16 protein-coding genes and 2 pseudogenes are annotated in these 14,678 nt (G+C 35.3%); 8 read left to right on the top strand and 10 right to left on the bottom strand.

The window, feature by feature from the left end; translation table 11 throughout:
• Positions 1–82 precede the first annotated feature (82 nt).
• The gene (locus AR334_RS00960; RefSeq protein WP_066303959.1) at positions 83–520 is read right to left on the bottom strand and encodes a hypothetical protein; all 438 of its coding nucleotides are present in this window, start codon (positions 518–520) and stop codon (positions 83–85) included.
• 1,063 nt (positions 521–1,583) lie between these two features.
• Between AR334_RS00960 and AR334_RS00955 the strand changes: the two genes are divergently transcribed.
• Complete coding sequence (locus AR334_RS00955; protein WP_066303958.1) at positions 1,584–3,029, top strand: alpha/beta hydrolase domain-containing protein; 1,446 nt, start codon at positions 1,584–1,586, stop codon at positions 3,027–3,029.
• A 151-nt stretch (positions 3,030–3,180) separates the two neighbouring features.
• Here AR334_RS00955 and AR334_RS00950 read toward each other — a convergent pair whose 3' ends face one another.
• Both AR334_RS00950 and AR334_RS30225 read right to left on the bottom strand, forming a co-directional pair.
• Entirely contained in the window at positions 3,181–3,600 is a 420-nt protein-coding gene (locus tag AR334_RS00950; RefSeq protein ID WP_066303957.1) for a VOC family protein, read from the bottom strand.
• A gap of 24 nt (positions 3,601–3,624) precedes the next feature.
• A pseudogene (locus tag AR334_RS30225) lies at positions 3,625–3,945 on the bottom strand (IS1595 family transposase); the annotation flags it as partial.
• A gap of 466 nt (positions 3,946–4,411) precedes the next feature.
• Here AR334_RS30225 and AR334_RS00945 point away from each other — a divergent pair.
• A complete protein-coding gene (locus AR334_RS00945; RefSeq protein WP_066305154.1) occupies positions 4,412–4,774 on the top strand; it encodes a VOC family protein in 363 nt (120 codons plus the stop codon).
• 428 nt (positions 4,775–5,202) lie between these two features.
• Entirely contained in the window at positions 5,203–5,685 is a 483-nt protein-coding gene (locus AR334_RS00935) for a hypothetical protein (RefSeq protein WP_066303949.1), read from the top strand.
• Between the two features lie 158 nt (positions 5,686–5,843).
• Here the strand turns inward: AR334_RS00935 and AR334_RS00930 are convergent.
• A pseudogene (locus tag AR334_RS00930) lies at positions 5,844–6,530 on the bottom strand (MBL fold metallo-hydrolase).
• A 636-nt stretch (positions 6,531–7,166) separates the two neighbouring features.
• On the opposite strand from AR334_RS00930, the gene AR334_RS00925 reads away from it, so the two are divergent.
• A complete protein-coding gene (locus AR334_RS00925; RefSeq protein WP_216637997.1) occupies positions 7,167–7,706 on the top strand; it encodes a hypothetical protein in 540 nt (179 codons plus the stop codon).
• Positions 7,707–8,334: 628 nt separating this feature from the next.
• Here the strand turns inward: AR334_RS00925 and AR334_RS00920 are convergent.
• The 6 genes from AR334_RS00920 to AR334_RS00895 form a co-directional block, all read right to left on the bottom strand.
• Positions 8,335–8,835: a GNAT family N-acetyltransferase gene (locus AR334_RS00920; protein WP_066305150.1), complete on the bottom strand. Its 501-nt coding sequence runs from the start codon at positions 8,833–8,835 to the stop codon at positions 8,335–8,337.
• Positions 8,836–9,039: 204 nt separating this feature from the next.
• The gene (locus AR334_RS00915) at positions 9,040–9,450 is read right to left on the bottom strand and encodes a DUF3221 domain-containing protein (RefSeq protein ID WP_066303946.1); all 411 of its coding nucleotides are present in this window, start codon (positions 9,448–9,450) and stop codon (positions 9,040–9,042) included.
• 55 nt (positions 9,451–9,505) lie between these two features.
• Positions 9,506–9,862 (bottom strand): hypothetical protein, encoded by a 357-nt coding sequence (locus tag AR334_RS00910; protein ID WP_156431136.1) that lies wholly within the window; start codon positions 9,860–9,862, stop codon positions 9,506–9,508.
• A 101-nt stretch (positions 9,863–9,963) separates the two neighbouring features.
• On the bottom strand, positions 9,964–10,482 hold the full coding sequence (locus tag AR334_RS00905; RefSeq protein ID WP_066303942.1) for a hypothetical protein: 519 nt from the start codon (positions 10,480–10,482) through the stop codon (positions 9,964–9,966).
• A gap of 586 nt (positions 10,483–11,068) precedes the next feature.
• Positions 11,069–11,401, bottom strand: a complete 333-nt coding sequence (locus AR334_RS00900) for an iron-sulfur cluster biosynthesis family protein (RefSeq protein WP_253701143.1) — start codon at positions 11,399–11,401, stop codon at positions 11,069–11,071.
• Between the two features lie 139 nt (positions 11,402–11,540).
• Positions 11,541–11,876 carry an OsmC family protein gene (locus AR334_RS00895; protein ID WP_066303937.1) on the bottom strand — a complete coding sequence of 112 codons (336 nt, stop codon included), beginning with the start codon at positions 11,874–11,876 and terminating at the stop codon, positions 11,541–11,543.
• A 524-nt stretch (positions 11,877–12,400) separates the two neighbouring features.
• Here AR334_RS00895 and AR334_RS00890 point away from each other — a divergent pair.
• The 4 genes from AR334_RS00890 to AR334_RS00875 form a co-directional block, all read left to right on the top strand.
• Positions 12,401–12,889 carry a CBO0543 family protein gene (locus tag AR334_RS00890; RefSeq protein WP_066303935.1) on the top strand — a complete coding sequence of 163 codons (489 nt, stop codon included), beginning with the start codon at positions 12,401–12,403 and terminating at the stop codon, positions 12,887–12,889.
• 293 nt (positions 12,890–13,182) lie between these two features.
• On the top strand, positions 13,183–13,428 hold the full coding sequence (locus tag AR334_RS00885) for a spore gernimation protein GerQ (RefSeq protein WP_066303933.1): 246 nt from the start codon (positions 13,183–13,185) through the stop codon (positions 13,426–13,428).
• Between the two features lie 16 nt (positions 13,429–13,444).
• Complete coding sequence (locus tag AR334_RS00880; RefSeq protein WP_066303929.1) at positions 13,445–13,813, top strand: spore coat protein; 369 nt, start codon at positions 13,445–13,447, stop codon at positions 13,811–13,813.
• 18 nt (positions 13,814–13,831) lie between these two features.
• Positions 13,832–14,678 (top strand): alcohol dehydrogenase catalytic domain-containing protein (locus AR334_RS00875; protein ID WP_066303926.1); only part of this gene is annotated, 847 nt, incomplete at its 3' end.

Here is a 14,678-nt window from a genome sequence, read left to right as displayed (position 1 = left end):
CTTACTATTGTTTTAAGACGTTAATCCTTTCCATCAATTGCAACAACACTGGTTTAACAAGGTAAATATCGGAAAAAATACGTTAAATTCTCATGACATCAAGATATCCCTTCCTTTTATATTCCTCATATGAAATGAGATATCTTGATGGCACCTCACCGAACAAGACAGTAAATTCTCCGTCAGAATAAGAAACCAAATTGCTTTTTTCCAAATCAATCTCATTATCTTTTTCTAATTTTTCTTTATACTCATTTATTAACTCTTTCGTAATAGGGGTATCAATGCTATATAAATCTTTGGAACCATCTTTCTTTGCAAGTCTGAACATTCCGTATCCTTTGGATTCTTCTTCCTTTAATTTAATCTTGTTTTCCACTTCATCAAAGTATTGTTCACGAAAATAAGTGTATCCGCAGCAATAACAGTAGATGTACCTCTCCCCTATCTTATAATAATCGTCATCGATTGCTAAACCGCCACGCTGAGGGCAAGCACGATTAACCATCATGGAAGCCATAATGAAATCCTCCCAAATTTATAATTTTAATAATACCTTAAAAAAAATTAGAACTATCATTGGAAAAGTTAGCCTAAAGAATCGTGAGTATCAGTAGAGAGCCTTTTGTTGAGGAAAACATACTTAAGTGGAATTTAATTAGTGCTATTTATATAATCTTTGAAAAACACCTCCCAATAGAATTTAATCCGCAGAAGAGAAGAAAATTAGAGAAAATGCAAGACATGAATAAAGAACAGAAGTGAATAAAAGTGCAAACAATGTAGAATTATGGAGGTAATTGCAGATAATTGAAAAACTTATAAATAGTATAGCAATGTATAAGCATCGTTGAAATATTTTTTTAAAGATTTCAATAAATTGTAATATTATGGGTTACTTAATGGAGTAGGTTCCGATTAAGTCGATTACTACCACATGAAAATGCGGCAGTGTTAGTGGCTACGATTTATTACTATTCTCCTTATCTACGTTTGCCCTGAGCACCCGAGCTGATAAATAGACGGAGAAATTTCGCCTAATTAGTAACTTTTATTAAAAAAGGCTTAAATAGACGGAGAGATTCCGCCTATTTACGCGATAAATGTGAAATTGAAGGAATTTGCTTTGCATGGAAACCCCCCCCCTTATTTTCTCAAAAACGAGCTCTATTCTGCATTTAACCGGAAGCTCTCCGATTATTTTACTTTTATTGGCTACCCGATTAAGCAAGACATCTTACTGGAACAGTGTGAGTGGTGAAAATTAATAAATTCTTTTTTAGCGAACAATTAAAGTCACCGTTCACCATAACGAATTTCGTCTCGTAATCATCCGTTAAACTCTTTCAAAAAAATAGATACATGATATTTCAAAGTTAGACAATCTTTATTCATTTCGTGTTACGAAATGTCAATAAATCACTAACACTAGTTGTAGAAATATTCAGATATTAACTGCTATCCTTATATTAGACAACGAGTGTTCCAAGAAACTTAAACTTTTAAACCTTAGCACTTATGAAGAAAGGAGCGATGATGAAGTCTGTTTTACATCCAATTTTAATTAGGAGGGACAGTTAGGTATGAAGTTTTTTAAAAAACCGTTTATTCTTTTAACCGCTTTATCTTTAACACTGTCTTTGTACTCTTCAGCAATGGCAGATCAACCTGCACCTCAGGAGAAGTCAGCTGCGTCCAATGTTAGCAATCCTGTTGTTTCCGGGCCGGTTCCATCAAGTCCATTGGGAGATCCTTCCCACAATTATCCGCAGTTGGCGACAAGTATTGATTTAGACAAGTATGGGTACATAGAGGAGGAATTCTTTTTCGAAGGAAAAGCGACACGCTATAGTACCGCCCAAGCGTATGAGATCGCCACTCCTATCTCCACTGATCATCCTTACAAATCACGTATGTTGGTTCGGCGTCCGGCATCACCAGAAAAGTTTAATGGGAAGGTCATTCTGGAATGGTTAAATGTTACGAGCGGATACAATCTTGACGCGATGTGGATGTCTTCCTATGACCATTTCCTCAGGGAAGGTTATGCCTATGTCGGAGTATCGGCACAACGTGTTGGTGTTCACCAAGGGGATAAGGCAGGTGAACCTACAAGCGGCTTACGGGCCTGGAGTCCGGTTCGTTATGGAACACTTGATGTCACCGATGGAGGCAAGATTGTCGATGACCGTTTGGCTTTTGATATCTATTCACAAGCAGCTCAAGCGGTCCTCCATCCAGTTGGCGTGAATCCATTAGGCAATCTTAAGCCGGAGCTGATGATTGCTGCTGGCGCCTCGCAATCCGAGAGTTATCTTGTGCGTTACTATAATAAGATCCATCCTCTTACCAATATCTTTGACGGGTACATGATGTACCTTGGAACTGGCAGCAAACTGCGAACGGACCTTGATACGAAGGTCATTAAGGTCAATACAGAAAATGATTTGATTACGCTTGGGGAAGTGGCAGCACGACAGGATGATTCCAATGTGCTTCGCACTTATGAAGTGGCTGGTGCGTCTCACGTTGGCGGTGGCTCGGACTACCGTACCAATATCCTGATTCGTGATCACCTCCCTGTAGCAGACATATCTGTTTGCCAAAAACCTGCATTAAGCCGTGTCCCGACTGGCTACGTTGTCAATGCCGCTTATGAGCATCTTGTTCGCTGGATTGGAGATGGAATTGCGCCGCCAAAGGGTGAACGAATCCAAGTGCAATCCACTTCCCCTGTTGTCATAGCCCGTGACAGTAATGGAAATGCCCTTGGTGGCATTCGTTTGCCTCAGCATGCCGTACCAACTGCAACAAATACGGGTATGAACAGTGGAGGCGGTTTCTGCTACCTGTTTGGAACGCATGAACCGTTTAGTCCCGAAAAATTAAAGAGTCTTTATCGTAACCACGGATCGTATGTATCAGGTGTCACCCAAGCTGCTAATGATGTAATCAAGCAAGGATTCCTGCTGAAAGAAGATGCAAAGAAAATCCGTGAGGAAGCCGCGCAATCCGCGGTTGGTAAATAGACTGCGTGTAATGTATTTGTTAGTATGTTGATTTGCACCGCTTTTGCGGTGCTATTTTTTATAAAGCTATGTTAAAGGATATCGTTGATTTTATAATAAAAAGAGCACTCAATAGTTATTGAGTCCTCTAGATATATCGATTTAAAATAGCCTATTTGGAAATTAAGTATTTTTCTTTAAATATTGGACTCAATTCACTCCAAACATCAAATTTATTTCCATTTATATCATAGAAAACAAAGTTTCTTCCTGAGTGTCCTCTGTTTTCAATTTCTCCAACTCTAATTTGTTTTTCAATAAAATCTTTATGTATAGCTTCTAAAGCACTTAACCCGTTGACTTCAAATGTTAACGAAAAACGTTCTTCGCCATGAATATCATAAAAATTTGAGCTTTGATTTTCATTAGACTTTACAAGAAATATGCTTTGATTAGCAAGGTTAAGGATAGCTTTATCTTCATCTTTATAACTCAATTCAGCTCCTAATTGGTTCACATACCATTCTGAAGAGAGTTCTACATTTGAAACTGGGATATAAGTTGTTCCAACTCTTAATAATTTTTCACCCAATTATTGCTCCTCCTTATAAGTCCCCTATTCTGGAAATTCCGATAACCTAAATTTATCATAGGTAGCACACATTGAGAACTTGCAACCTTCAACAATCATCTTGTTAACTGTTATGTCATCATTTCGATGGCTGATTTGGTCTAATAATTGTAACCAACTCAAATAATGGTCGAGGTATTTTATTGTCACGCCATTAAATCGATTTATCCAGCCATCCAACGACTAAGTCATAAATGCCCGCTAAGCATCTTTACAAAGAACATTGGTAGGAGATCGTTTAAAACCAATAGCTTTATCCAATCGGGCTTTTACAATCCGTCCCTGACCGACGACTTTTGAGTATGTCTTTAGTTATCCAGATAATTACAAATCAAAGGCAATTTCCGCTCTTTCCTATGCCGTTTTGTCTTTAAGAGGCTTGGTCAAAGACATGTTCCCCTTTTTTTGGGGGATACTAACGGGAAAGTTTGGAGGTGTGAGCATGATTTTATTAGCCTTTTTTAACAGTGAAAAACGGCGAGAGAAAAAAATTCAAAGAGGAATATGCCCTGATTGCTCGGGAAAGGGATTTTACTCTTCAGGTTTTGAATCTGTCCATGTCCAAGACTGCAGCACTTGTTTGGGTACAGGGAAAGCCGTGAAGGAATGAACAACTGGGTCTTTTTGAAAGAATAGAGAATGGAAAACTTGCCTCACACCACGGTCCATGAAACTGTGGTGATTTTTGTATTCTTATTTAACTTGGGTTGGGTGAAAATGTATAATAGTATGATACATACCTTATTTCCGTTAGGAGGAATCAGCTGTGAAAATGGAACATGTGGGGATTATGGTGAAAGATATGGACGAGTCGTTAGCGTTCTATCAAAACAACCTCGGTTTAGAATTAAGAAATAGAGAACGGTTAAATGATTCTGTAGAGCTAGCCTTCTTATTTTTTCCGGAGCAGCCAATTGTAGAGATTGAACTCATCTATGGCGGCCATGGTGAAGGCGAAGGCATCGTCAACCATTTGGCGTTTACTGTTGAAAACATAGAAACTGAACTCGTTCGCTTAAAAGAAGCAGGCGTCAAATTGGTAGATGAAGCACCAAGAAGCATTTTAAACGGGTCTGTTAAAATTGCCTTTTTCCAAGGTCCGAATGGTGAGAAGCTGGAATTAGTTCAAAGGTAAATGGTAGTAAAGTAAAAAGAGCTAAAAATAAGCGAGTAGTATATAAAAACTTGAATATTTTTAGCTTTTTTTATTGTGTTAAAGCCCCATTTGTACCGAACTGAAGCTGCATCATATGTTGGAATAACTTCACCAGGTCCCCATCTTCCGTTGGCAGAAATAAGGTCTTCACGAGAAACATTCATTGTCACCTTATAATCGTTTCTATGTTCACAAGGGTACCTCCGCAAAGAATACCCTCCCCCCTTATTGGCCGTGACATATGTTCCCTGATATTCATCCCCAGATTATTGGCTATTATGAAAAAACATTAAATATCTGAAGAATTTATATAACGCACCAATATTTTTAAAAAATATTCAGTATACTAAGGTATGCCAATTGACGAGATTAACTCTTGATATCGAATGTATAAGGAGTGAAACATCATGAATCATCCCGAAGTAGGAATTAAACCTTCAAAAAAATTTGCCAACGGAACCATACATGAAAACGCCTCAGGAAGATTTCAAATCCTTGATCGATTTTTAGAAAATAATGTCATAATGCTAAAATATCAATGGCTCCATTCAGGAGAAATTGAGGTGAACAAAGAAGTTAATATTAATGCTAGTCTTTGGAAGTTCCAAAAAAGTCGCGGGTTGATTGATTCTCCAGAATACACACCTCATATAGATGCAGTTACACCTGCAGACAATCATGAATTACTTGAACAGCTACTAAATTTAGAAAGCGATGCTTCTAAGCAAAGACAAGATATAAAAGAACAGATAGACTTATTAAATGAAAAAGTTTTGCAACAATCAACCGCCATTAACCACTTAGTCGAACTTGTTACTCGCAACCAACAAATTCTTGCTGAATTTGTTAAAGAAAGAGAGTTAGTGAACAAGTTGATTGATAAAATTTAATTTGAAATCAATTAGAAAAGATTAAAAAGCAGTATTTTTTAAAATGTAGAAAGAGTCAAAAATACGCATTTCGTGTATAATAACTTGCTACTTTTGGCTCATTTTTTCTTTGTGTTAAGGCTCCCTGTCTGGCTTCATTTACATTTAACGCCACACATTTATAAGGATAATTTACCACCATGATAACAATAGTAAGTTTTTGCATCTAAATTTTTAATCTTATCCTAGGACTCTTCTGCTTTCCCATTATCCAAACAGAAATCTGGGTTAGCAATGACCAATTTGCCATTTTCATTAACAGCTGCGTCACCAGTAATAACCGCTTTAACACTGGGAAAGTATAATCAAATATGACCTGATGTATGACCGGGAGTTTGAACAATCGTACATTTCCCATCTAAAATCTTACTGCCATCAGTTACTTTTTCATCAACTGAGACATGCTTCAAATTCTTAAGTTGCTGAATAAACCATTTGCCAAATTCGACTTCTTCCATGGGCAATTTTTCAAGGAGTTTTTCAGCTTGAATTAATCTCTCCGCTTTCTGCTCACCACTAATGTATTTTGATTCAATCTCACTAGCTATGATCTTAATCCAAGGAAATTTTGCTTTAACATCATATAGGGACCCCATATGATCATCATCATAGTGAGTGATAATAATATTCTTTACATTCTTTATTTCATATCCCTTTTTATTGATTTCCTTTTCAATTAGAGGTAAGAAATTTGAATATCCGGTATCTACTAACGTTAAATCATTATTAGAAATAATTAAGCTGGGATAGATTAGATTTTTTTGTCCATTATATTCAAATTCTATCGGCAGTTCTAAAATCTCCATGTTACTCCCCTTTCCAAAATAAACCAACGCCCCGGTTTAATTGCATTTCTTCAATTCTGCTACATACTTATTTCTTTGTATCTATTCTGCTTTTTAGCTGGGTAAAAAGCTAATTTATAAGCCTATCTATTTCAGAAGCGTATTTATATCTATTCTCATAAATTTCTAAAATGATCACATTATCACTTTTTATGTAATGTACGCCAATTCTTTGTAATTGTTGGAGAAGTTTATCCATTTAGCCTCACCCCTTTTTTATACAATTCTTTCCTTTCCCTAAATATCCTTTTTCGATTAACCTGCCCGTTCAACAAGATAAAAAGACGGCCACAGCGATCTTGCTCTCGAGCCTCCCGTTACTTCAATAAAAAAGCGTCCCCACTTATATGTAGAAACGCACACTATAGTTTAATTGCAAAACTTCACAAGGTCTTATATATTGTGCGCGTTCATACAGAGCCATTTTTAAGAATGAATTCAACTTTCACAAACTTACGTGACATAACGAAAAAAATATAATTTATTAATTATTAAACAAAATAACAATTCACAATTTTTTACACATATGCTAAAATAAAATTAAGTAAAAAATAATTTAGTAAAAAATAAATTAGTATAGGGAAGGAGAATTTTAAAATGAGTCTATTAGATATTTATCTGCAAAAGAACGGGAAAAAACGATACGATGTATTTAAAGAAACTGGAATCAGTCAGCAAATGCTTTCAAGTGTTAATAAAAAAAGTGTCAGTCATTATTCAGTCAAAACAATTCAAGCCATTGCGAAAACAGTAGAGAAAAGTGAAGGAACTGTGCTAGATGAATTAATACAATTAGAGAAGGAAAATGCTTATTTCGAAGTTTATAATGCTGAAGATTTACTATTAGCCTTTAGAAATAAGGAAGAATATATTCTAATCAAAGGCGAATACAAAAAAGAAATGGATGAATTAGCGAAGTCACAACTTTCTGATACAGAAACATTAGGTTGGGAATTAGGGGCAGTATGGTCAGGTGGATTAGTAACTGTGTTGACAGAAGTATTTTTGCACATAGTAGATTTATTCAGTAGTGAAGATGATGACAAAAAGAAAATTGAAAGCCAAGTTCGTAAGTATAAGTTTAAAAAACTAAATGAAAATGAAATCTTATTGTATTTACGTCAATTAGATTATTAGGAGTTTAAGAAGAAGTGACACTGCGGGATAGTTGTTAGTAAAAGAAAAGTGACTGGAAGAAGAATCCTGCCAACTAAAGAATGTTTAGATCGCTGGAATTTCAAATAAATCTATCCTTAGAGAGTCCCTCTTGGATAGATTTATTTGTTTATTGGCTAATAATATATCCCCGTTCTTAAACAAAACTGCCCGTTTGTTTAAGAAGAAAAGAGCCTCCGCCGCAACTCCCTGTTGAACTCTCGCCCCCGATAGTTTAAGTGAAAATGTTCATAATTTTTTTACCTTACAAAATCTAATCCCTTTATGTGTAGGGGCATATCAAAAAGACGCCTTCTTACTAAAGAAAAGTGCCCTATAATTGAAATTATAATTCGCTTAAAACAGAAAATATCCTTCTTCAACAAACCTGCCCGGTTTTGCAATAAGAAAAGCCGCAAGTATTTAGATAAACTTGCAGCCTGTAATCTCTAATTTATAAACCTGGGTAAATCCAAGTTCATACAACCATCCATGAATACCCGCAAACGCTTAGAATATAATGGTATATGATCAGTTCATTAAATAAAAGCCGTTAGTAAAACAACAGAAGATTTCTTAGTCAAGAACCGCTCCAATCGTATTACGTTTATTACATATCATAAGGTTCAAGCCTCAAAATAAATTCTTCAACATCCTTGCCTCTTGCGTTAGAAAAACCCTTATCTTCAGAGATGATTTTAAACCCGCATTTTTCCAATACCCTGATGGAGGCTAGGTTATCTTTAGCGGCACGAGCATAGAGCGGACGTACCTTAATATACTCCAGAAATTCTGACAACGCTTTAGTTGCAATACCTTGCCCCCAATATTCCTTCCCAATCCAGTAGCTTACTTCGGGTTCGCCGAACTGTTCAAAGTTCGAGACGTGTCCAGTGACAATGCCATTGAATAATATGGTCTTAATTGTGATGGTTTCATCAGCGGTAATTTTTGTCCAATGGTCAAAAAATGCGTTCTTATCAGTGGGGTCTTTAGTTGTGAAGGCAGCCATATAGTTCGCCGTTGAATCTAGTTGTTGTTCAAAAAAGATAGGAAGATCTTCCTCTGTGATATCTCGTAGCTTTACTTCGCTTTTACTATTGGATTCCATATTTTTCACAAGCTCCTTAAACATATCTTTGAATATAAATTCTTCCAAGATTAGAGAAATTCCTTCTTCAACTATCCTGCCACTTTCAAGAAGAATTAGCCCCCAGTGGTACATTTTTATTCACAATCTTATTCAAAAATGAACACCTTATGAGGAACTTTCTTTTCTCATTTTTCGACTATATTCCAGTTCAGTGAGACTATATTAATTATCCATTCTTACGATTTCAGTAACCTCAACCTTCGGTGGGTAGGATTCTAAAATTTTGCTAAATCCTATCTTTACTTTTTCCCCTGATTTTATGTCTAATGGAACTTCGTCTAAAATTAGTAACATTAAGTCATTATATTTAACCTGCAATTCTTTAAGAGAAAGGTTCATATCTATAATATTAAAATTCTTATCACTGATTAATATAGTTATGTCTGAATCTTTAAGAAAAACAATATATCCTTGTATTTTTCCATCCACAATCTTACCTTGAGTCGCTGTTCCATTATCATTATTCACTTGCTCAATTTCACCTTGATTTGTTGTTCTATTGTTTTTATTTGCTTCTCTTGAACAACCAAATACTAAAAAGAGGGATAACATTAAAACCATTAAAATACGCATCTTCTCACCCCTATTACAAATAGGATTAGCGACTCTTAAAATGCCCCTATACTTATTAAAGATTATTTCTTTTTTGCAACGCTTTAACAGCTAAATGTTCTTCATCTTTTTTTACATAAATATCATATTGTGTATTATCCTTAAAACGGTTAATTCGGGTATCGGTGCCTCTGTATGGAGTATCAATTTTTAACTTTATTCCTTCTGTTTTTAATATTGCAATTATCTTAAAGTATTCCTCATTACCGTATGCAGTGTATATTAATTTCCAGTTCCTGTTTGATGAAGTTCGGATTATTGAAATTATAATGAATACTAAAGCGAGAATACCAATTCCTATATACATTTCGTTTATTCCCCCTCGAACTTCCAATATTATCAACATATTTCTGTATATATTATGTAATTCCATCTTTAACCTGCCCTGTTCAACAAGAAAAAAATGACCACCGTAGTGATCACATCATCCCAACAAAAGCTACCCGGTAGTTCAAGAAGGTCCTAGTTATTTTTTTATAATGTTTTTATTATCTTTAAAGACTGATAGGTACTTGGAGGATTTACTTTTGCAGCATAAAACATCGGACATTCGTATCTAGACATTTCAAGTACTTGTCCGTTTTCAAATTGTATAAAACCTTTTAATTCAGAAATTATGCTTGCTGTTTCCATTGTTCCATACAACTCTCCTGGAAATGTTAGAATGATGTATTGATTTCTTCCATTTCCATTCCGTCCTAGATAAAAGTTATAATCAAAAGCAGCCTGTGTGAAATCATTAGGCAAGGAATATACTGCAAGTGACGATAACAAACTACCCTTTTCTAACGAATTCAACAGGCGTTTCTCAGTTCTCTTTACAGTTAAAACTTTCCCTGATTTGAATTCTTCACCGATCATTCCAACGTAGTTAGGTTCAAATGACAGGCTTTTTGAAAGTCTTTTAGCGTAATCGTAAAAGGTAAGCCAACTATTTGTATTGTTTTTGTCAAACTCACCGTACAAGACAATGGATGTTGTCATTTCAGACATTTTCTACACTCCCTAACCTTTTTTACAATTCATTTATTAAAGCACCCTTTAAGTGCGTTTATTCACAAACTTATCCGTTTTTACAGTTCATTTATTACAGGGATGCTGTCTTGTTTGTAAAAAAAAACTGCTCTTATTTGCAATCGCCCTCGATAGCTCTATTCTGACTAACTACTTCACCAAATGTTTCCTATTAAGCGAATTATCATTCTTGGTATAAACATTAAGATGTTCCAAACCACTTCAAATATAAACTCAATTAGGGTATCTTTAAAAAAGCCGTCTTATTTCTTTTTTCATTTTTTCATCTTATACTCCCAATTAATCAATCGTTGTTTACCTATTCTGACTTGGAATAAAAAATTCAATCCTTAAAATAAATTCTACTTTTATTTTCTATTTCCTTCTTTAGCTAATCTCCCGTTACTTCAATAAGAAAAAAGCGTCTCTACTTATTGTAGAAACGCTCCTTTTAGTTGATGAAGAAAAAGAGGCGCTTATTTAACAATTGCGCCCTTTTCTTGAATAACTGATGATTATATTGGTTGGTATTGTGGAAGATCAAAAAGTTGAAGACTAAATTTAATCAAATTATTTTATTCATAATAAATGACATTCTTCCATTTATTATTTGCTGTGGGCTTTTTAACTGAAAACTGTTCATTGAATCCGAGTAATCAATTTTTAAGTCCTCGTCGTCAAAAAAAATGAGCTCTGATTTCTCCAACAATACAGGACGATCGTTAGTCTCAAATAGAATGTCTTGGGTTTCATCTCTGGATAGGACAAAAAACAAAGTAGGTACTCCTGCCCCGCAGGCAAGCCCTTCCATTACGTTTTTAATTTTAAGATATCCCTTATGATCCCCTATTTTTTTGTTTAGTTCTTCTGATGCCCTTTCTGTAATGGTCATTGCCATTTGTAACACTCCCTCTATTGTTTTTACAAGTGATTTATAATTCAGATAAAAAAATCCAGCATAACCGCCGCTTTAATTTTAAAAGACCGTTTAATTTGAAAGGTTTAATATGTATTTCTACATCTTTTAATTACTCAGATTATTTCGAAGAAACCTTACCTTGAATTTCAATTTTAACATCTGCTTTTTTCAATAAATTTCCCACTTCGCATCCTTTATCTGCAGCTTCAGTTGCTCTTTGGGCCGACTGAATTTGTTCTTCTGTTGCATCAGCAGATAAAACGATATGCGGATAGTGAGTAATTTTAAACTCATTTTCAGATATATTTGCCTCAGAATTTACTGATAGTTCTACAACAGGTAGTTTTCTACTTTCAAGTACAAACGTAAGCGTTGCTGTATAACAAGTAGTTACAAAAGAAACTAGAACCTCTTTTGGATTTGCTCCGTTACCACTGCCTCCTAAAGATGTCACAAACTACAAATTACTATTCATACTTATTAATAAAAAAATATTCAACTCGTTCTCCCATACCAGATTCCCAACCATTTCTCACTTTGTTATACATCTCGGATTCCAGTGAACTATTACTTTTTTCCCACAACAGCTCTGCAGCCTCCATTAATTCTTCCGCGTAGGATAACCATTCACTTAAAGCGTCGTCAATTATAAATTTTGATAACTTTAACGATCATCAATGTTTAATTTTATTTCATCCACTTTTAATAATTTCACTATAACCTGGTCAACTAATTAAGTTGTTTTTTTCGGCACTTAAATTAGCAATCTGCCCCCTTGACAGGCTATTGCACTACTGTTTGATGCATCAGCTTCTTCAACAATTCTGCCCGTTTGTTTAGGTGAAAGTGTTCACAATTAAGAAACAATTTTATATCACTATAGAGCCTTGTTTATTCATTGTTTCCTTATCTAATTTTCGTATGTCCTAGGTATAACCACCTGCATCAGAGATAACCTATCTTATGGAGGTGCTAAACATGGGTCGAAAATTTGAAAAAAACCTTATAAAATTGCTTTATTTCTTTGGTATTAGTTCCTTTATTTACTTAATTAAAAAGCCACTTGCAAAGGACTGGCTCCTTGTTTTCTTTATAAAAAGTTATTATGCATCATTGGTCGATAACCTGGTTGTAAATAAAGGTTATGTTAAATATCCCATCAGATTTCCAAAACAAGTTAATACAAGTGTGGTGTTTGACTACATCCTTTTCCCAATTTCTTGTGTCCTTTATAATCAACTGACAAAGGATTCTCGCATCCTTCAGTGCCTTTTAAAAGTTCTGTATTTCAGTGTACCGATGACTATCACTGAGCTATGGCTAGAAAAAAATACACAACTTGTTAAATATAAAAAGGGGTGGAATTGGAAAACCACTTTTTATTCGCTTTCTTTTTCCTTTTTATTGGTCAGATTTTCAATGTATGTTATAAGACGTCTCTTTAATAATAAATACGATTTTTCTTAGATGAAGGTTCTTAATAAACAATAAGAGTAAAAAAGATGAGGCATTTCTTCTTCCTTTCGTATTATAAGTTCAACCAGATATTTCTGGTTGAACATTTTTTTAGCTACAAGAAAAACAAGACCGTCGCAGCAATCATCCTCAACCATCACAATAAATGAATTTCTCCTCCTTTATGAATATTCCAACCATTTAAGATAATTTACCAAATATAAAAAAAAACTTAAAGAATGTATCCCTCCTATTTTTGGAACAATACAATTGATTCTATTAATGAATAAGGAGGTTATTTAGAAATGGATAATCAAAAATTAGCCGATCATGAATCATTGGATTTACATGAAGTTATTAATTTCAAAACCCTTTGCTTAGCGAAATCAAAACTAATGCAAGGATTGGTATTTGATCATGATTTGAGAGCATTAATGCAAAAAGATGTTGAACAATCTATGCAAGCGCTTAGTGAATTACAGGCAATTTATCAACGTGCGCCTTTTGAAGCTCCTGTTCCTCAAAACCGGCCAACACCAATAGTAAATTGAAAAGGAGGCAAATTCATTGAACCAGGACTATTTAGACCCTATAAACGCGCTACACGTACCAGAGCTAGCAGATACTACATTTGCGATGGATTTACTTCTTCGTGCCAAAGAAGGTGTGCGTAATATTGCTGTCGCTTTAACGGAGGCGGCATCACCAGATGTTAGAACGGTCTTACGAAACCAGTTAATGCAAGGGATTGCCATGCACCAAGAAATTACAGAATTAATGATTAGTAAAAAATGGTTCCATCCATACGAATTAAGTGAACAATATCAATTAGACCAACTCTCTGCCAACAATACTTTGATGATTGGCAAAATGAATCTATTTCCTGTTGAGACCAATAGAAAAGGTATGTTTGACCGGACACCTGATGAACACTAACACTGGAGGCTGTAACCAATGAAGGCAGTAACGTATCAAGGTATTAAAAATGTTGTAGTCAAAGAAGTTCCAGATCCAAAGATTGAAAAACCAGATGACATGATTATTAAAGTAACGAGTACAGCTATATGTGGGTCTGATTTACATTTAATTCATGGCATGATTCCTAACCTGCAAGAAAACTATGTTATTGGCCATGAACCAATGGGAATCGTCGAAGAAGTTGGTCCAGGTGTGACAAAGCTAAAAAAGGGAGATCGAGTAATTATCCCCTTTAATATAGCATGCGGTGAATGCCATTACTGTAAAAACCATTTGGAAAGCCAATGTGACAATTCAAATGATAATGGTGATATGGGTGCCTATTTCGGATATTCTGGTACGACCGGTGGCTATCCAGGTGGGCAAGCTGAATATTTAAGAGTGCCATTTGCCAACTTTACTCATTTCAAAATTCCAGAGACTTGTGAAGAACCAGATGAAAAGTTAGCAGTTATTGCCGATGCGATGACTACTGGTTTTTGGAGTGTTGACAATGCAGGTGTAAAGGATGGAGATACAGTTATTGTTCTTGGCTGTGGTCCCGTTGGTCTTTTTGCTCAAAAATTCTGTTGGTTAAAAGGGGCAAAGCGAGTCATTGCCGTTGATTATGTCAATTATCGCCTGCAGCACGCAAAGCGCACCAACAAAGTAGAAATTGTTAACTTTGAGGACCATGAGAATGTAGGAAGTTACCTGAAGGAAATCACCAAAGGCGGCGCTGATGTTGTCATTGATGCAGTCGGTATGGACGGTAAAATGACTGATATGGAGTTCCTTGCAAGCGGAATGAAGCTTCAAGGCGGAGCATTAAGTGCGTTTATCA

It is taken from the genome of Bacillus sp. FJAT-29814, assembly GCF_001510715.1.
Classification (GTDB): Bacteria; Bacillota; Bacilli; order Bacillales; family Cytobacillaceae; genus Neobacillus.
This window is presented reverse-complemented; position numbering and strand designations above follow the sequence as displayed.